Below are 18,159 nucleotides of genomic sequence, written 5' to 3'. Positions count from 1 at the left end.
TTAAGAGACCTTGCGCTGTTCGATATCAAGGGGAAAAACCTTGGACGGATTTAAAATCCAGTCCGGGTCAAAAGCGGCCCTTACCCGCATCTGCTGATTTAGATCCACTTCGTCGAACTGGTGCAGCATGAGGTCGCGTTTCTCAATCCCAACACCATGTTCTCCCGTCAGGCACCCGCCTGCATCAACACAGAGCCGCAAAATATCCATCCCGGCATCTTCAGCAGCCTGCGCCTCTTTCGGATCATTAGCGTTATGCAGGATGAGCGGGTGCATATTGCCGTCCCCGGCATGAAATACGTTGGCAACCCGCAACCCGTAACGTTCAATTATCTTATATGTCTCTCTTAGCACATAAGAGAGTTTTCCAAGCGGAACGGTGCCATCCATACAGATGTAATCAGCGATACGGCCAGTTGCACCGAAGGCCGACTTGCGCCCTTTCCAGATTTGCGCCGCTTCTGTTGCAGACTGGCTTTCCTTGATGTTTTTCACATTGTGTTTTTGTGCAATCCTGATGATCTTCTTCAGCATCGCATCCATCTCTTCGTCAGAGCCTTCAACTTCGATGATGAGCAATGCTTCAACATCCATCGGATAACCGGCGCCGGCAAATGACTCGCAAATATCTATGGCAGGCTTGTCCATAAATTCGATCGCCACAGGTATGATGCCGCTGCCAATAATATCGGTGACGCACGCGCCTGCAATCTCTGCATCATCAAAACCGAAAAGCACAGGGCGTGCGCCCTCAGGTTTCACAATAAGGCGCACTGTTGCCTCGGTTACAATGCCAAGCTGGCCTTCCGAGCCACACAGCAGGCCAAGCAAATCATATCCGGGCGCATCAAGCGCCTTACCGCCGATATCAACGATTGTGCCATCGAACATGACAAGTTTTACGCCCAACAGATTATTGGTGGTTACGCCATATTTGAGGCAATGCGCACCGCCTGAATTCATGCCGATATTGCCGCCTATTGTGCAGGCAAGTTGTGACGACGGGTCCGGCGCATAAAAGAAGCCGTCTTCTGACACCGCATCTGAAATAGAAAGATTTGTTACGCCAGCTTCAACAGTAGTAGTGCGGTTGTCATAATCCACATCCAGCATACGCGTCATGCGCGACACACCTATGACCACCGCATCCTCCTGCGGTATCGCGCCGCCCGCCAATGACGTTCCCGCACCGCGCGGGACAACCGGAATTTTATTGGTCGAACAATATTTGAGTACATCCGCCACCTGCTCGGTCGTATATGGTAAGACAACAGCTAAGGGCAAACGGCGATATGCGGTAAAAGCATCCGTTTCAAAAGGCACCAGTTCGCGCTCATCGGAGATCACACAATCAGCGGGCAAAAGATTGAAAAGCCCTTCGATGATAGCGCTGCGACGAGCGGTTATATTTGCATTGGGCTTCAGAAATTCGATCGTCGTCATTTCCGTTCCTCCCATTCAAATGATACGTTGGCACCTCTATAACTGGTAAATTATAATTACCAATTAGAGTCAAGCGCGTGTCCGGCGAAACAGTTTCAACGGCAGCGCAATCATAAAGTTAACAGGTATGGACTTTTGAGGTCCCTGCCCCATTTTCATAGACACAATAAAATATAAGATCGATAAACATACGAGCGAACAATCAATCGGCAAACTAACAATCCAATCATAATGGTTAGCCTGTATAATGAGTAACTTCGGAGACTTAGAAATTTTTGCCCGCGTCGTCGGTGCTGGGAGCATGTCGGCAGCGGGGCGCGAACTCGGGCTGTCACCGGCGGTGGTTTCAAAACGACTGCGTAGGCTGGAAGACAGGCTTGGCACACGCCTGCTGCAGCGTACGACGCGGCAGATCGCACTTACCGAAGCCGGACAGGGATTTTATGAACGTGTTGTCGCTATTCTTGCGGGCGTTGAAGAAGCCGAGGCATTCGTATCGCGTCGCTCTGCCATTGCGCGGGGCACATTGAAAGTTTCAGCGCCAACTTCATTTGGCCGGATGCACATTGCGCCAAACCTCGGCGACTTTATGAAAAACAATGATGATTTGAACATCAATTTGCTTTTATCCGATGACCTTGTCGATATTGTCGGCGAAGGATTTGACGTCGCGATCCGTATTGCGGAACTTGAAGACTCCAGTCTGGTTGCACGAAAACTCGCGCCGGTAAGAAGAGTGCTTTGTGCGACACCCGAATATTTAGCTGAAAACGGCACACCTAAAATACTGGACGATCTGGCGCACCATAATTGCCTAACGCACCAAGTATCCGATACTTGGCGCATGGAAGGGCCTGAAGGGGATGTAAGCGTTCGTCCCGCCGGCAACATTCACACCAACTCTTCTGAAGTTGTGCGCGAAGCTGTTCTGGCAGGGCTTGGCATCGCGCTACGCTCGACATGGGACGTAGGGCGGGAACTGGCAGATGGTCGCCTTGTGCAAATTTTACCCGAATTTGAAAGCACATCCAATGTCGGCATTTATGCGATCTATCCTTCGCGTCAGTTCCTTCCTGCCAAGGTGCGTGTTTTTATTGATTATCTTGCGCAAATATTTGGCGGCGTACCTTATTGGGAGAGCGGTTTGAGCACACAAGAAACGCCTAAACTGAAAAAAGAAGCTTAGGGCGTTTATGCGCGCCTGACGCACAAGCTACATTTCAATATCAGCGTGTTTCGCACGGATACGGCGCACGACAAGCCACATACCAAGTACTGCGACCGGCACGAACAGCGCGACCAATGTTGCATGCGAAATACCGGGAAGCGACATGCCTAAGCCTTTCGCAAGATAAGCAAAAAGCCCCACAACATAGTAGGAAACTGCTGCAACAGACAGCCCTTCAACTGTTTGTTGCAAGCGCAGTTGCAACTTTGCGCGATTAGCCATGGATTGCAGCAAATCACGGTTTTGCTTCTCGACTTCCACATCAATGCGGGTACGCAGAAGTGTTGCCGCGCGTGCCAGCTTTCGTGATAAATTTGCCTGTCTTTCTTCAATCGCACGACATGTACGCATGGCAGGCGCCAAGCGCCGTTCCAGAAAGAATTTCAACGTATCGCAGCCCAAAAGCGGCTCACGCTCCAGCTCATGCAACCTGTCCTCAACGATATTGTCATAGGCGCGACTGGCGCCAAAACGGTAGAGGCTCGATGCGGCATCGGCTTCCAACTCGGCCGCCAGTCCTGTCATTTCGTCAAGCAGCTCTTCCGAATTTGCCGGTTCCAGATTTCGCATTCTATGGGTTAACTCTGCCAAGCGATCCTCGGCTTTTCGCATTCTGGGTGAAAGCCGCTGCGCCAAAGGTAAACCGAGCATGGCCAATGTGCGGTATATTTCAATATCAAACAGTCTTTGAGAAAGAGCGCCAAGGCGCTGCGGGGCCATGCCTTTATCCAAAATGACAAAGCGTGTCAGCCCTGATTGATCCTGCCGGAAGTCTGTTGCGATAATACCAAGACCGTTACGTGTCACAGATGCACACAGTGTACGCCTGTCAAAATGATCGAGCGTTTTTTCCTCCTGCTCTTTGCTCCATTTTATAATATCGATACGGACAGCAGAAATGAGCGACCCAGGAGCAGGAAAAGCCTCCCCGAATGGATGGCCTTGGGGTGCGGTATCAAAATTTGCCGCCGCCGGACCTTCCCAAAGATAGGTAGACGCTTCGGTATGGCGTTCCCACCAAACGCTGCTTTTGCCCATTTCGATCCGGTGGTGACGCGCACCATCAACAGGCGGTGAGACGCCGTTTTGACGGGACAGTTCCGCCAGAACAGCTTGATCAACAGTGGAACCGCCATCTGTAACAAAGCATAATTTTACGAGCGTTCGCGGTGTCGAAATGATAGGCGCGGGACGTGCATGGACTTCGCCAAGAGCTAAAGCTCTATCGGTATGAAGCGGGAATCCGAAAACGCCGCGTGGCGCGACCTCAGACCGGTTGGCAGAACCAGTATTTTTGCCCGTCATATTATCCCCTCATGCACATTGGCGCTCACGCCAGAGCCAACATTAAAGAAGATTTTATTATGGCCTATAGGTTTTGGAAATAAGCAAGGCTGCTACATAAACGCACGTATGCTTCCGCCGATTGGCTAAAATTATTGACCAGTCCGTATACGCTCCATATGATTGATTATGGAGGGGTGAATGGGCACGACTATTTTTTCACAAATCAATCACGCGCGAACTGCCGATGAAGTGTGCGCGCAAATAGAGACGTTGATTCTGGAAGGTGTTCTTCGGGTTGGTGATAAATTGCCGGGCGAACGCGACCTGTCAGAACAATTGGGCATTTCACGTCCTATTTTACGCGAGGCTCTCAAGGATTTGGAGGCACGCGAGCTGCTTGTGACCCGTCACGGCGGCGGAACCTTTGTTGCAGATGTGATTGGCGACGTATTCTCAAAAACCATGCTGGAACTTATTGCTGATCACCCCAAAGCAACATCGGATTATTTAGAATACCGCCGTGAAGTGGAAGCGATTGCCGCGGCCTATGCGGCGCGGCGCGCAACAGATGATGACCGTGCGCTGTTAACCGAGATCATTCTGCGCATGGAGGAAGCGCACAAAAAAGAAGACTTTCGCGATGAAGCGGCCATCGATGTTGAGTTTCATCAGGCTATTTGCGAGGCCGCACACAATTTAATTTTGCTTCACACATTGCGCTCATGTTATCGGCTTTTGACCAATGGCACATTTTTTTCGCGCTCATTGGTTTACCGCGCACCGGGCGCAAGAACACTTTTGTTGAAGCAACACCGCGCGATTTATGAAGCCATTATGGAAGCAGACCCGGAAGCGGCTGCCGCAGCAGCGGCAGCCCATATGGAATTTGTCGAAGAAAGCAAACGCGAAGCTGAAAAAGTCGGCGCTTGGCAAACGGTATCCAAACTAAGAAGACAAATGCGCAATGCTGATTAAAGCCGGTTTTGACGCGAATTAATGTAAAATGCGCTAAATCGCTTACAGACACTATGCAACCAATAAGACATTTATATGCAATATTTACTTCGTTTCATGCTTTCTTTTTTGGTTGTAATTTCGCACTTTTGGTCAAGTCTTTTGCCCGGTGGTGACGGATCTCTTGCCGTAATGGGCTTCTATGTTATTTCCGGCTACGTAATCACTTTAGTCTGGTCAAAGACTTATGGAAACGCTCCAAATGGATTTAAACGTTTCTGGCTAAACCGTTTTGTACGCCTGTACCCCACGTTTCTCGCATCCAGTGTCATAGGTTTCCTTGCAATATATTTTTATCCAGAAGCGGCACGTGCGATTAATCGCTGGATGGAATTACCTTGGTCACCTGAAGGTCTAAAACGAATTGCGGAAGCTGGTATTGACCCTTCGTATTGGTGGGCAATTCTGATTCCACAAATTACCTTGGTTGGATATCAAGCTCCCGCATTTTGGGGAGTTCCAATTACGTTTTCGCCAAATGCGTGGAGCGTGAATATGGAGTTATATTTTTATCTCGCCTTTTCATTCGGCCTTACGGCAACATTTTTTCGCGCACGTCGATTTTTTCAAGCCGCGTTTCTAGTTACAAGCACTTACTTTCTGGCCCTTTGTATTGCGGGACATCAACTCTTATCAACAGATATGATGGCCCCTTACATCGCGATAAACTACCATCAAATTTTCTATAAAACGCCAGTGGGAATTGCTTTCTTTTTCTCTTTGGGCGCGCTTGTTTATTACTTCCCCAAAAAAGCTTACCCCAACGTTTTCAAAGTCAGCGCATTTATTTTACTGTTTGCAATTCCATTAGTTCCCGTTCCTACACCCATTCCGGTGATCTCAAGGTTGCTCGCCTTCGGTATTCTTTGCGCAATCACTTTGTTGCTATGGCCTGACACAAAACCGAAAGGTATCCTGAAACTTCTTGGTGACTTGTCCTATCCACTCTTTTTGTTGCACTGGCCAGTCGGTGTCTTTGTTTCCGGCCTAACCGGGCTGGAAAAGAACTCAGCCGCGTTTTTTATTTTTGCTATGCCTGCATCACTTTCTGCGAGTGTTTTGGCCGTCTATTTTCTAGAACGTCCATTAGAAGCACATAGAGAAAAAATTCGCCCAAAAACGGAGACTTAAATCTAAAAACCAGACTTTGGTTTCAGCTCAATAAGCGTATTCCAAAAACGCCGGCTCTATGCTGCCTGCCCAGTTTGATTGATATTGCAGCAACATCTGTTCAGCAGATGTTGTGCCTCGTGCGGCAACTTCTTCTAAAGGCGCAAGGAAATGCGCCTCATCAAAGCCGTCATCGTTAAGACGCGCGCGGGAAATCAGCCCCTGCCGTGCAATACCGAGAACTTCTTTGGCAAGATCATGCATGGACTGGCCTTTTATTGATGCCTTAAAGCCATCTTTTGGAACGGCGTTTCGAAGCTCCACCACGTCTTCAAAAGTCCAATCCTTGGTCAGTTGCCAAGCGGCTTCCAGCGCGGTTTCATCATAACAAAGACCGACCCAGAAAGCAGGCAATGCGCAGATACGGCGCCAAGGGCCGCCATCTGCACCACGCATTTCAATGAACTTTTTAAGCCTAACTTCGGGAAACACTGTTGAAAGATGGTTCGTCCAATCACCCTTGTTCGGTTTGGCGTCAGGAATTTCACCTTCAAGCGCTCCGTTCATGAATTGGCGAAATGTCACATGCGTGCAGTCGATATATTTTCCGTTACGCAAAACGAAATACATAGGCACGTCCAAAGCCCATTCAACATAATCGGCAAACCCGAAATTGTCGTTAAAAACCATCGGCAGAACACCGGCCCGGTCGTTATCGGTATCGCGCCAAATATCAGCACGCCAGGACAATAGCCCGTTTGGTTTGCCTTCTGTGAAAGGTGAGTTGGCAAAAAGCACTGTGGCGAGAGGCTGCAATCGATATGACATCTGCATCTTCTTGCGCATATCGGCTTCGCTGTCGAAATCCAGATTGACCTGAATTGTCGACGTCCGGTGCATCATATCAAGACCTTGCGTGCCAACCTTTGGCATATAATTGCGCATGATATCATAGCGTGACTTTGGCATACGCGGTGTTTCAGCCAGCGACCATTTCGGACTTGCGCCCAAGCCTAGGAACTTGATGCCCAGCGGATCAGCAATTTGGCGGAGCTGCGCTAGATGACGATTGCTCTCGCGGCATGTTTCATGAATGGTTTCGAGCGGTGCGCCGGAAAGCTCAAACTGGCCGCCAGGCTCCAGAGATATGGCGCCCATACCATTTGGCTCGAATAGGCCAATGAGATTGCCCTCATCAATGATCGGCTCCCAGTTTAGCTCAGCCTGCATTCCTTTAAGCAGCGCCTCAATAGACCGCTCACCCGCATAAGGTATGGGCGTGTGATCCTGCATGCAAAATGGAAACTTTTCGTGCTCGGTGCCGATACGCCATTCTTCCTTCGGCTTACAACCGGAGGCAAGATAGGCCGCCATCTCTTCTACGCCGCTAATTGGTGCTTCATCGGTTGTGTCGCGGGCCATATCACTTGTCCATATTATTAAAGTTTTTGTTCGTTGCCCGATTGTGCCTTATGCGGCAAGCCAATTTTTGTGAACAATCATTCAACAGAAGTTGATCTGAGGTCAACTTTATCCTCACCAGTCACCTGCAACTGCTTGAATTACCGCCATTGCAGCCACAGCCGCAGTATCAGCACGCAATATACGGCCTCCAAGCGGAATAGCGACGACAAAAGGTTTTGCACGCAACGCCGCGCGTTCCTCATCTGAAAAACCGCCTTCAGGGCCGATCAAAACGCCCAATTGGCGGCCTTTCAATTCTTGTAATTTTTTAACAGGGTTATTTGTCCGCGCATCTTCGTCACAAAATATGAGCGTGCGGTTGTCATCCCAATTATCAAGAAACTCATTAAATTTAAGCGGCTCTGAACATTGAGGTACATTCAGAATGCCGCACTGTTCAGCGGCTTCCAATGCATTTGCATTCATCTTATCGACATTAAGGCGGTGATTTTGGGTGTGCTGGGTCAATACAGGCTGTAATTGGCTTGCGCCCATTTCAACAGCTTTTTGTGCCATATAATCCAACCGGCCGACTTTCAGCGGAGCAAAACAGTACAGAAAATCAGAAGCCTGCGGTTGTTCACGTTCTTGGGACAGGCATTTCAGCGACACGCGGCGCTTGCCTTCCACGCCTACCTCGCAGAGCCACTCTCCGTCACGTCCGTTAAACAACAGCACATGATCGCCGGACTTCATACGCAGGACATTGGCAATATAATTAGCCTGCGGTTTATCAAGAGTGACAATTTCTTCATGGCCTAAAGGCACATCCAGAAATAGTCGCTGAATTTTGTAATTTGCTCGCATCCAGATGCGTTAGCGCGACAAAGCACTATCATGCAAGACCGGTTTATAGCCTGATCTCATTGCAGCAATGATCGAAGGGGGCGTTATCAGATATTCAGGACTCGCTAGCTGCTCTTGATAGCCCTGCGGTGACCACAATAACAATGTCCGATTTAGAACAAGATAAGCTTGGTCTTCTTGACCGATAAAAGTTCCGTTCGGCAAAGAACGCCAGTCGCAATCAAGTTCATGCAGTCTTTTATCCCGCTTTTTCAAGCGTTCCTGATGGAGAAGCCAGTCAATATGAGAAGCAGGTATTTTACTTTCATTTTGCCCTGTTGAAAACGCTGCCTGAAACTTAAGGGCATTTTGCCTTTGGCAGTGAAAACATGGCCTATGGCCTGCCGCAAGTGCGGTCGCCTCATCCAAAAAGAAAAGCTCCGACCAACTTAAACCGCCGTTTTTTCCATTGCGCCCGAAAACATCGCGGCGGCGGTCTTTAAAATCACAGGCACAAATGATCCAAGCTTTGGATGACCACCGGCGCGACGGATGCAAACTGCGTGTCTCAGAATTGTGAATGATTCCGCGGTGACCTGTGAATAACCCACGCGCTTCATGGGCGATTATGTTGCCAAAAGGTGTCACTCTGTTCTGAAGCGTCAAACAATTTACCTTTTAATAACCTTTTTGTAGCGCTGCATGCGGAACCATTATAGATCGCCGCTGTTTATTGAGCATCACATAATAAAAACACGATAACTAAAACAGGATCAAACATGGCCTTGCGCGCTATTACATTATCAGTCGGCATGATTGCAGCAACAGCTCTATGGGGCCTATCTGTATACTCAGCAGACGCAATGGCAGGCAAAGTCTCCGATGACGGTTACGGTGTATCAGCGGTAGCCGGTAATTAGACCTGTCCACATTACGCCGCTAGCCGCAGCAAATTTATACGCTTTTGACCTTGCCTAACCCGCAACGATGCTTTTAATCAAAAAGTACCGAGTGGGAGAATGATATTATGTTTGGTCCGGTTACCTGTATTGAAGATTTGCGCAAACGCGCCGAGTTTCGCGTTCCGCGCATGTTTTATGATTATGCGGATTCTGGCTCTTACACAGAGGGCACTTACCGCGACAATACGGAAGCCTTTTCAAACATAAAAATCCGCCAGAGAGTGGCTGTCGATATAGATAACCGTTCGGTAAAATCCACTATGATCGGACGGGATATATCCATGCCCGTCGCGCTTGCGCCAATCGGCCTTTGCGGCATGCAACACGCGGACGGAGAAATAAAAGCAGCGCGGGCCGCTGAAAAGTTTGGCATACCCTTTACGCTCTCCACCATGTCGATTTGTTCGATTGAAGATGTTGCCCAAGCGACGAAAAGTCCGTTCTGGTTTCAGCTTTACGTGATGCGTGACCGTGGCTTTACCGAAGATATGATTGCCAGAGCAAAAGCTGCCGGATGTGATGCACTGGTGCTGACGCTTGATCTACAAGTTTTGGGCCAACGTCACAAAGATATCCGAAACGGTCTTTCTGCTCCGCCGAAACCAACGATCAAATCTATCTTAAATCTTATGACCAAGCCGCAATGGTGTATGGAAATGCTCGGCACAAAAAACCGGACTTTCGGCAACATTGTCGGCCATGCGCCCGGTGTGGACAATATGACGTCTTTGTCGGAATGGACAGCCAAGCAGTTCGATCCGTCTTTAAGCTGGGAATCGATCGAATGGATCAAATCCAAATGGGATGGCAAGCTTATCCTTAAAGGGATCAACGACATCGAAGATGCACAAATTGCTGCAAAAACAGGCGCAGATGCCATAACGGTATCGAATCATGGCGGCCGCCAGCTTGATGGGGCAGCAGCTTCTATTGACGTCCTTGCAGATATTGCTGATGCGGTTGGCGATAAGATCGAAATCCATATGGATTCCGGTATTCGCTCCGGTCAGGATGTGTTCAAAGCCCTTGCCCTTGGCGCCAAATCCACAATGATCGGGCGCTCGTTTATTTATGGTCTGGGCGCGATGGGCGAGCAAGGTGTTACCAAAGCGCTGGAAATCATCAAAGACGAGCTAGACCGGACAATGGGTTTTGCGGGTGAAACGGATATCAATAATGTCGGGCGGCACAATTTGTTGCAGGGCGGCAAAAACTATCAAAAGATGGCGTGACCGCTATTTTTCACCGGCACTAGGCGTTTCGATCGCATCGATATCGACAAGGTTCCAGCTCATATCCTGATTCCGGAATATGCGTTTGTTACGCCGTGGATAGTCAGCCACGTCATGAGCACTGCGCTCACCCACGACGATGCACCGCAAAGGCTCAGTGCCGGTATTTTTTATCGAGTGGGAATAGCCGCCCTTTCGATAACCAATAAAATCGCCCGCGCTGATTTCTATACTGTCATAGCCAATGTAAGCTGTTGCCGTACCGCTTAGCACATAAACACACTCGTCCTCATGATAATGCACATGATGTTCGGTTGTTTCGTGTTCGGGCTGTACTTCGATAATATGAAAGCCAAAGCCAGTTAAACCTACCACATCGCCCAGTGATTTATTATTGCGTCTGGCATTGGTGTTCAGGAAATGCGCCTTATCCAAACCTTCCATCTGCTCAATTTCGGCATGTGAAATGAAATATCTGTCTTCGCTCATTTGCTGTTCCTTTTTAGCATGAATTAGGAATTACCCGCCCAACTTTATAAATCTCAAACCCCAAGCGCAGTGGCCTTCCATAATACGTTTCGTCCGGCCACCCTGCCTATACTTGGCAGTATAAATGCTTCCATTATTTTTAGGAAAAGACAAACGCAGTAATTTAATAAGATTAGTTCTTCCCACATTGTGTGCAGTTTCGCCTGTGCTACGATGGATCAGATGCAAGGAGAATCTCATGCTGCCAATTTTTGATATGCTGACAAAAGCGCAAAATGGAAATGCCATTGACATGATGGCGGAACAGTTCGGACTTTCTGCAAAACAAACACAGGATGCACTTGCTGCATTATCACCCGCATTTTCTACAGGATTAAAACGCAACGCCTCTGATCCCATGGGGGTCGCCGGTTTTATGCAGGCACTGGCCAGCGGCAACCATGCAAAATATTTTGAAGATATGCAGCATGCCTTTCAGCCGCAGGGCTTAAATGAAGGCAATGGTATATTAGGCCATCTGTTTGGCTCAAAAGACGTTAGCCGTGCGGTTGCAGAGCAAGCCTCACAAGCAACCGGCATAGGGCAAGATGTGCTCAAGCAAATGCTTCCCGTTATTGCATCAACATTGATGGGTGCCATGTATAAACAGACAACCCAGCCGCAGGCTCTCGGTGTTAAAAATTCCGCGAACGGTAATATTCTTGGCCAGATCATCGAGCAGATGATGAAACAATCCGGACAATTAACATCTGCCCCGCGCACCAGCCCGACACCAATGGACAATCCATTTGGTAAAGCGCTGCAAGATATGTTTGGCGGAAACCAGACGCCACAAAACCCAATGCCGAACCCTATGGATCCGGCATATAATCCATTCGGCAAAATGTTCGAGGAAATGATGGGCGGCGCCAAATCTCAGCCTGAACCAGCCCGACAACCAGCAAAAAACAAATATGAAGATTTATTCGGCGATATGTTTGAAACAGGCCGAAAACAACAGGAACAATATCAAAAGTCCGTTGAGTCGATATTCGATCAATATATTGATGGTATGAACCGACACAGATAATTTATGAGCAATATCCCAGCACCTAACTCAAACGTAACAGAATTTTCCGTTACAGAACTTTCCGGCGCGATAAAGCGCACAATGGAAGACACTTACGGACGCGTGCGCGTGCGCGGCGAGTTAGGGCGTGTTTCCCGGCCCGCTTCCGGCCATATATATCTCGACCTGAAAGATGACCGCGCTGTACTTGCCGCCGTAATTTGGAAGGGCGCAGCGGCGAAGATGGCTGTAAGACCGGAAGAAGGTCTGGAAGTTATCGCAACGGGCAAGATAACCACCTTTCCCGGACAATCGAAGTATCAGTTGGTTATCGATAATATTGAGCCGGCAGGTGAAGGCGCGCTCATGGCCCTGCTTGCCGCGCGCAAGCGTCAGTTGGAAAGCGAAGGACTTTTTGATCCTGCGCGCAAACAGCTTCTTCCCTATATGCCACGGGTTATCGGCGTGGTTACATCACCGACCGGCGCTGTTATCCGCGATATTCTTCACCGGCTCTCGGACCGCTTTCCGAGCCATGTTCTTGTCTGGCCGGTACGGGTTCAAGGCGAAACCTCCGCGCAGGAAGTCGCGACTGCTGTGCGCGGATTTAATGCCATTGATGGCGGTTCGGGCATTCCCAAACCCGATTTGATTATTGTTGCGCGTGGCGGCGGTTCGCTTGAAGATCTTTGGGGTTTTAACGAAGAAGTGGTGGTGCGCGCTGTTGCTGATTCTGACATTCCTGTCATTTCCGCCGTTGGTCATGAAACAGATACAACGCTTGTTGACTATGCCGCCGATGTTCGTGCCCCCACCCCCACAGGCGCGGCGGAAATTGCGGTTCCGGTTCAGGCTGAACTGGTCGCTCAAATGGCGCAGCTTGTCGCACGTTTACGCGCCGGATTAAGCCGTTCGACAGACCGCAAAAAAGAGCGCCTTTCCGGGCTGACCCGCGCCCTGCCGCACCCCGATGGGCTTCTTGCTTTACCGCGGCAACGTCTCGACGGGCAGCAAGTCAGACTTGGCGCAGCGCTGGATCGCTTTACAACACATAAACGCTCACGCCTTACAACAGCAGAGGCAAAACTTAGCCCTTCCCGTCTTATTCATCGCTTTGACAATGTACGCAGCAATCTGGATCGGTTGTCACGTAGCCTGCCTTCTGCGCTCGGGCGCAATATCCAGACCCACCGGCGCGAGCTTGGGTTTCGCGCGCAGCGTCTTTCACCGCAAACGGTCAATCGCAATGTTAAATCTGGTCGCGAACAGTTGGTTGCATTTCAACGACGCAACGATCTTGCTGCTGAACGGCTGATAGGAAATCGCCGAGACAGGGCTAATCAGGTTTCAAAACTTCTTGAAAGCTATTCATACCAGCGTGTTCTGGACAGAGGTTTTGCCCTTGTCATGGATGAGAGCGCAAAACCAATTCGAAGCTCGAAAGGCGTGGCAAAAGGTGCGGGCCTCACCATTCAATTTGCAGGCGATGATCGTTTGGCTGCAATCGCAAACGGTGATGCAATTCCTGCGATGAATAAGCGGTCGTCTGCCAAACCACAAAAGAAACAACCCAAAGCGGCCCAGACTTCTCTATTTGATGAATAATGCCGGACAAAACCGTACGCAAAGCGCGACATAGAATATAATATTTCGGGGAAATTGTTGGTGGTACGAACGGGTGGATTTGAACCACCGACCTCTGAAGCCACAATCCAGCGCTCTAACCAACTGAGCTACGTCCGCAAGCCAACGAGGGTCAATTAATCCGATGTGCGCGACAATGCAAGAGTTTGCTGTGCACCAATTACGTTTCTGGCAAAAAAAATAAACGATCGGCCGGATTAATGTCCGGCCAGTTGTTGTTTTAATGCCAGTTAAGCAATTATTTTGGTTTAAACGCGCCCATTGCTTTTTCGGCAGCTTTCTTTGCCGGCGCACCCGCATCATTAACGGCGTCTTGGTAGAGAGCCTGCATTGACTTGGCGTTATCCATAGCCATTTGTGTCTGCGAACTCAGAAAGCTTGTTTGCAATTCCATAAATTCTGAGATCGATTTTACACCGGACAGTTTTTCCATATGCGTCAAGGTGGCTTCGGTGTTTGAGCGCATAGCGTCTATTGTTGCTAATGAAATTTTGGATGAATGCCCCTGCGCCGTGCTTAAATTTGCTTCAGCTTCCTTTTTGGCCTCTTCAAATACAATTTGAGCCTGCTCATAATTTTCTTTTGCCTTGGACAAGCCATCATTTGCCATTGCTTTGAGCTTTTCAAGATATTGCGCCGGATCAACACCTTCCGGGAATTCGAACGTATCTTTCTTTGCGGCCATAGAGGTTACTCCTGATCTGTTGTTTTCAAAAATGCTAACATAAATAATAGTGCGTCACAAAATTTGCAGGCCTGCAAACCATATTAACTAAACCCGCAATCAAAATTCGCTCAATAGCGATAAAACTGGACGATACCGGCACAATTTGGCTATTAAATATTTGTTAAGCTTCACATTACAGGTCAAGATTACCGCTAATGAGTAAAGACATGTCACAGATTCCATTCATTGACATCGCCGTGCAGGATGCGGTGCGCGAAACAATGCTTAACGGCAAAGCTGCAATAATATTTGACCAGTCTGTAGACCAAATCATTTGGGCCAATGGAACAGCCGCAAAAATGTTCGGCTATGAGGCGATTGGCGAGTTTTTAGTCGCCGGTATTGCGTCATTTAATACAACCCTTCGCCAACTAAAATCAGCTGCTGCACGTAAACCGCGCACGCCGCAACCTGTGTTGCTTAGAATTACTGTGGGTATGCGCAGCGATGCGCACCATGCGCAATTGCACTTTATTTCCATTGACGGCGCGGACGAAGATGTAGCGCTTTTGACATTTGACCGTCAAAACAGCGCTGATCAGAACACACTTTTATATGACGCTATTGCCGGCCTTGAAGAAGACGGCGCAGGCGCTGCGATGCTGGGTGAAGATGGGGATATTCTCGTTAGCGGTTCGTTTTTTAATTCGCTTGATATCCCGCAGCCGGAACTTCACGCGTTAACGGATGAAGTACACACCGAAGAAGATCGCTTGGTTAAACGGCTTGTGCTGCGCGGTGAAGGCAAAACAAAAATTGCCGTGGGAATCGGGCGCTTGAGTGAAGAGCCCGTGCGTAATCTGTTGGTTGCCATGGAAACCGAGATTGAACAGACGGCACCCTTGCAAACAAAAGAGGCAAAAAATACTTCGTCAGATACTGTGACGCCAAAAATGCAAGTCATTGATTCTGCGCCGCCGCTTGTCGATCATGACGACGATGATGAATTTGCCTTTGAAGAGGCACCAACTTCTGACGACAATGATGACGGTAAAAACATCACCAGCTTTGAGCCGGTTATTGCGGCAGCAGAAGCAAAACCTGAAGAGTTTAAAGCCGATTTTAACCGCCGTCCTGTGCGCTTTGTCTGGAAGACCGACATTGATGGATGTTTTACAGAAGTCTCTGAAGAATTTAGCGGCGCTGTTGGCAACAATGCCGCCGATATTGTCGGTCGCACGATGAAGGACGTTGCCAAAGTATTCGAACTTGATAACGCCGGCGAAATTGAAGCGTCCATGGCGCGGCGCGACACATGGTCCGGCAAAACGGTCCTATGGCCAGTGCAGTCAACGACAGTGCGCGTACCGGTCGATTTGGCCGCTTTGCCTTACTACAACCGTAACCGCGAGTTCGAAGGCTATCGCGGCTTCGGCATTGTTCGCTTGAGCGACTATGTCGATGATCCTGAACAGCTTGGCCTATCACTTCATCAAATGACTGCTCCTGAACCAGTCGCAGAAGCTGAAGTAGAAGATACTCCTGCGCCGGCAGATGATCACACTGCAGAATTAAATGATTCCGACTTATCTGACCAAGGTGAAGAGGATTTATTTGGTGGTGAACCACCGGTTTTCCAATCTGCATCCATCACACCAATGCGTCGGGAAAGCGATAAAATCGTTCCTTTAGACGAGCATCGCAAAGAGCGCAGGAAAATTGAAAGTCTTGATGCGGGCGAAGCTGCGGCGTTTAAAAAAATTGGCGAAGCTCTTGGCAAAAAAGCAGATGAGCCAAAAGAAGAAATTGAAGATCATCTTGTCGGAGAAGACGATTCTTCTGTAGCGCCAGAACGGGAAGAAGATCTGCCTTTGCAGCAGCTACAACCGTTTGTCGTCGGCAGCACCGACAGCGTTGAGCAGCAAGTTGAGTTTATCGAATTTAACGATGACAGCGACGATAGCGATGATAGCGATGATGAGGCCGCACCCATTAGCGCTGACATTGAAGATGATGTCGAGCTGTCTCATGAACACACCGGTTATCAGGATGATGAAACCGCGCGTCCTCTTGCTGGTATTGGTCCTGATGAACTAAACGCGCTGCCACTGCCGCTTTTGATCGTGCGCGGGGAAACAGCGCTTTATGGTAATGAAGCCTTTTCAAACATTACAGGGTTTAAAAGTGTCGAGAAGCTAAACGACCTCGGCTTAACCGCATTGTTTGCAGATGGATATGAAAGCTCCGGCGATGAAAGCGCTGTTGCGAAAAGTACCATCAAATTAATTGCCGAAGACGGCCGCGAGATAACAACACGTGCACATTTGCAGATCGTGCCTTGGCTTGGACATAACGCTTTAATGTTCGCGTTCGAGCCTATCCATAGCGAAGACGAAGAAACTTCACGCGATGACAGCTCTGTCGAAAGTGTTTCTGATACTTTGCGCAGCACTGCATTTGATGAAGTTGCGGAAATGCGGGCAATTTTAGACACCGCGACGGATGGTGTTGTGGTCATTGCTCAAGATGGCACTATTCGGTCAATCAACAGCGCTGCATCCGCTCTGTTTGGTTACGCCAACGATGATGTCGCCGGTAAATCATTTTCGATACTCTTTGCTACTGAGAGCCAACGCGCCGCGATGGACTATCTGAACGGATTTTCAGATTACAGCGTTGCCAGCCTTCTTAATGAAGGCCGGGAAGTGCTGGCCCGTGAACGCAATGGCGGGTTTCTGCCTGTCTTTATGACAATCGGCAAACTGCCGACATCCAATGGTTTTTGTGCTGTGATGCGCGACATCACATCCTGGAAGCAAACAGAGCAGGCGCTGGAGACAGCCAGACAAGAAGCCGAAAATGCTTCGAATATCAAATCTGAGTTTCTTGCCAAAGTCAGCCATGAAATCCGCACACCGCTCAATGCAATAATCGGGTTTTCCGAACTCATGAGCGAAGAGCGTTTCGGCCCGATCGGAAATGAGCGCTACAGAGAGTACCTGATCGATATCAACAAATCCGGACGTCATGTCCTTGATATGGTCAATGACCTTCTCGACATTTCCAAGATTGAAGCCGGCGAACAGGAACTGGAATTTGAGAGCGTTATTCTGAACGAGACTGTTGCAGATGCCATTTCGATGATTCAACCGCAGGCAAACCGTAACCGCATTATCGTTCGCTCATCATTGGAAAGTAGGCTGCCTTCAGTTGTTGCTGATACGCGATCAGTCAAGCAAATCGTCCTGAACCTTCTTTCAAACGCGATCCGCTTTACGCAGTCAGGCGGACAAGTGGTCGTTAGCACCAATTACACTGCGGCCGGCTCTGTCATATTGCGTATCCGGGATACCGGTATTGGTATGTCATCGCGCGAAATAGAAACCGCTCTCAAGCCATTCCAGCAAATCTCGACAAGAGACAGAGAGCACAGTGATGGCACTGGACTCGGCCTGCCGCTGACACGTGCGCTGGTACACGCCAACCGTGCAGAGTTTGAAATCGCGTCAGAACCAGGACGGGGCACATCTATCGAGATTACCTTCCCGCCTGCAAGGGTTCTTGCTGACTAAATGGCAAAAAAAAGCGCCGTGTTACGGCGCTTGATAAGTTCAGATGCTGTTACAACGAGAAACTTTGATAAAAAGTGTGCAATCAAATCCTGTTAACGCAGCATTAAGGTTCAACACTTAACGAAAACCTATCAAAGGTGGTTAACGCTGCCCTTAAGATCAGAAAAATCAGGACACTGGTTAATTTCACGAACGAACGGCTCTCATATGCAT

General features: G+C 49.0%; 15 protein-coding genes and 1 tRNA gene. 8 read left to right on the top strand and 8 right to left on the bottom strand.

Going from position 1 to position 18,159, the window contains the following annotated elements:
* Positions 1–1,443: an FAD-binding oxidoreductase gene (locus SU32_RS01940; RefSeq protein ID WP_053997644.1), complete on the bottom strand. Its 1,443-nt coding sequence runs from the start codon at positions 1,441–1,443 to the stop codon at positions 1–3.
* A gap of 247 nt (positions 1,444–1,690) precedes the next feature.
* Here SU32_RS01940 and SU32_RS01935 point away from each other — a divergent pair, with 247 nt between their 5' ends.
* Complete coding sequence (locus SU32_RS01935; protein WP_053997643.1) at positions 1,691–2,629, top strand: LysR family transcriptional regulator; 939 nt, start codon at positions 1,691–1,693, stop codon at positions 2,627–2,629.
* Positions 2,630–2,656: 27 nt separating this feature from the next.
* Here the strand turns inward: SU32_RS01935 and SU32_RS01930 are convergent, their stop codons facing one another.
* Entirely contained in the window at positions 2,657–3,976 is a 1,320-nt protein-coding gene (locus SU32_RS01930; RefSeq protein ID WP_053997642.1) for a DUF3422 family protein, read from the bottom strand.
* A 180-nt stretch (positions 3,977–4,156) separates the two neighbouring features.
* Here SU32_RS01930 and SU32_RS01925 point away from each other — a divergent pair, with 180 nt between their 5' ends.
* Entirely contained in the window at positions 4,157–4,933 is a 777-nt protein-coding gene (locus SU32_RS01925) for a FadR/GntR family transcriptional regulator (RefSeq protein ID WP_053997641.1), read from the top strand.
* A gap of 75 nt (positions 4,934–5,008) precedes the next feature.
* Positions 5,009–6,103, top strand: coding sequence for an acyltransferase family protein (locus tag SU32_RS01920; RefSeq protein WP_082376330.1), 1,095 nt, complete (start codon positions 5,009–5,011; stop codon positions 6,101–6,103).
* A 27-nt stretch (positions 6,104–6,130) separates the two neighbouring features.
* On the opposite strand, the gene SU32_RS01915 is transcribed toward SU32_RS01920, so the two are convergent.
* From SU32_RS01915 to SU32_RS01905, 3 genes are all read right to left on the bottom strand, one after another.
* Positions 6,131–7,504: a glutamate--cysteine ligase gene (locus tag SU32_RS01915; RefSeq protein WP_053997639.1), complete on the bottom strand. Its 1,374-nt coding sequence runs from the start codon at positions 7,502–7,504 to the stop codon at positions 6,131–6,133.
* Between the two features lie 114 nt (positions 7,505–7,618).
* The gene (locus tag SU32_RS01910; RefSeq protein ID WP_053997638.1) at positions 7,619–8,353 is read right to left on the bottom strand and encodes a 16S rRNA (uracil(1498)-N(3))-methyltransferase; all 735 of its coding nucleotides are present in this window, start codon (positions 8,351–8,353) and stop codon (positions 7,619–7,621) included.
* Positions 8,354–8,362: 9 nt separating this feature from the next.
* Entirely contained in the window at positions 8,363–8,998 is a 636-nt protein-coding gene (locus SU32_RS01905) for a hypothetical protein (RefSeq protein WP_053997637.1), read from the bottom strand.
* A 113-nt stretch (positions 8,999–9,111) separates the two neighbouring features.
* Between SU32_RS01905 and SU32_RS17310 the strand changes: the two genes are divergently transcribed.
* On the top strand, positions 9,112–9,252 hold the full coding sequence (locus tag SU32_RS17310) for a hypothetical protein (RefSeq protein ID WP_160316280.1): 141 nt from the start codon (positions 9,112–9,114) through the stop codon (positions 9,250–9,252).
* Between the two features lie 107 nt (positions 9,253–9,359).
* Entirely contained in the window at positions 9,360–10,526 is a 1,167-nt protein-coding gene (locus SU32_RS01900; protein ID WP_053997636.1) for an alpha-hydroxy acid oxidase, read from the top strand.
* Positions 10,527–10,529: 3 nt separating this feature from the next.
* Here SU32_RS01900 and SU32_RS01895 read toward each other — a convergent pair whose 3' ends face one another.
* The gene (locus SU32_RS01895) at positions 10,530–11,015 is read right to left on the bottom strand and encodes a cupin domain-containing protein (RefSeq protein ID WP_053997635.1); all 486 of its coding nucleotides are present in this window, start codon (positions 11,013–11,015) and stop codon (positions 10,530–10,532) included.
* Between the two features lie 238 nt (positions 11,016–11,253).
* Between SU32_RS01895 and SU32_RS01890 the strand changes: the two genes are divergently transcribed.
* Entirely contained in the window at positions 11,254–12,084 is an 831-nt protein-coding gene (locus tag SU32_RS01890; RefSeq protein ID WP_053997634.1) for a DUF937 domain-containing protein, read from the top strand.
* 3 nt (positions 12,085–12,087) lie between these two features.
* Positions 12,088–13,668, top strand: a complete 1,581-nt coding sequence (gene xseA / locus SU32_RS01885) for an exodeoxyribonuclease VII large subunit (RefSeq protein WP_053997633.1) — start codon at positions 12,088–12,090, stop codon at positions 13,666–13,668.
* A gap of 61 nt (positions 13,669–13,729) precedes the next feature.
* On the opposite strand, the gene SU32_RS01880 is transcribed toward xseA, so the two are convergent.
* Positions 13,730–13,806: transfer RNA gene (locus SU32_RS01880), tRNA-His, on the bottom strand.
* Positions 13,807–13,945: 139 nt separating this feature from the next.
* Positions 13,946–14,392 (bottom strand): phasin family protein, encoded by a 447-nt coding sequence (locus tag SU32_RS01875; protein ID WP_053997632.1) that lies wholly within the window; start codon positions 14,390–14,392, stop codon positions 13,946–13,948.
* A gap of 209 nt (positions 14,393–14,601) precedes the next feature.
* On the opposite strand from SU32_RS01875, the gene SU32_RS01870 reads away from it, so the two are divergent.
* Positions 14,602–17,946, top strand: a complete 3,345-nt coding sequence (locus SU32_RS01870) for a PAS domain S-box protein (protein ID WP_053997631.1) — start codon at positions 14,602–14,604, stop codon at positions 17,944–17,946.
* Positions 17,947–18,159: the final 213 nt, after the last annotated feature.

Origin of the sequence: Ahrensia marina (assembly GCF_001293565.1) — a bacterium.
In the GTDB taxonomy this organism is placed as follows: Bacteria; Pseudomonadota; Alphaproteobacteria; order Rhizobiales; family Rhizobiaceae; genus Ahrensia; species Ahrensia marina.
The sequence above is the reverse complement of the archived record's forward strand: the minus strand, read 5'-3'. Positions and strand labels throughout refer to the sequence as shown.

Excerpts from the sequence above, each read along its gene's own strand:
- SU32_RS01870 (WP_053997631.1), top strand. The coding sequence starts at position 14,602 with ATGTCACAGATTCCATTCATTGACATCGCCGTGCAGGATGCGGTGCGC.
- SU32_RS01875 (WP_053997632.1), bottom strand. The coding sequence starts at position 14,392 with ATGGCCGCAAAGAAAGATACGTTCGAATTCCCGGAAGGTGTTGATCCG.
- SU32_RS17310 (WP_160316280.1), top strand. The coding sequence starts at position 9,112 with ATGGCCTTGCGCGCTATTACATTATCAGTCGGCATGATTGCAGCAACA.
- SU32_RS01895 (WP_053997635.1), bottom strand. The coding sequence starts at position 11,015 with ATGAGCGAAGACAGATATTTCATTTCACATGCCGAAATTGAGCAGATG.
- SU32_RS01940 (WP_053997644.1), bottom strand. The coding sequence starts at position 1,443 with ATGACGACGATCGAATTTCTGAAGCCCAATGCAAATATAACCGCTCGT.
- SU32_RS01920 (WP_082376330.1), top strand. The coding sequence starts at position 5,009 with ATGCAATATTTACTTCGTTTCATGCTTTCTTTTTTGGTTGTAATTTCG.
- SU32_RS01910 (WP_053997638.1), bottom strand. The coding sequence starts at position 8,353 with ATGCGAGCAAATTACAAAATTCAGCGACTATTTCTGGATGTGCCTTTA.
- xseA (WP_053997633.1), top strand. The coding sequence starts at position 12,088 with ATGAGCAATATCCCAGCACCTAACTCAAACGTAACAGAATTTTCCGTT.
- SU32_RS01930 (WP_053997642.1), bottom strand. The coding sequence starts at position 3,976 with ATGACGGGCAAAAATACTGGTTCTGCCAACCGGTCTGAGGTCGCGCCA.
- SU32_RS01900 (WP_053997636.1), top strand. The coding sequence starts at position 9,360 with ATGTTTGGTCCGGTTACCTGTATTGAAGATTTGCGCAAACGCGCCGAG.
- SU32_RS01925 (WP_053997641.1), top strand. The coding sequence starts at position 4,157 with ATGGGCACGACTATTTTTTCACAAATCAATCACGCGCGAACTGCCGAT.
- SU32_RS01915 (WP_053997639.1), bottom strand. The coding sequence starts at position 7,504 with ATGGCCCGCGACACAACCGATGAAGCACCAATTAGCGGCGTAGAAGAG.
- SU32_RS01890 (WP_053997634.1), top strand. The coding sequence starts at position 11,254 with ATGCTGCCAATTTTTGATATGCTGACAAAAGCGCAAAATGGAAATGCC.
- SU32_RS01935 (WP_053997643.1), top strand. The coding sequence starts at position 1,691 with ATGAGTAACTTCGGAGACTTAGAAATTTTTGCCCGCGTCGTCGGTGCT.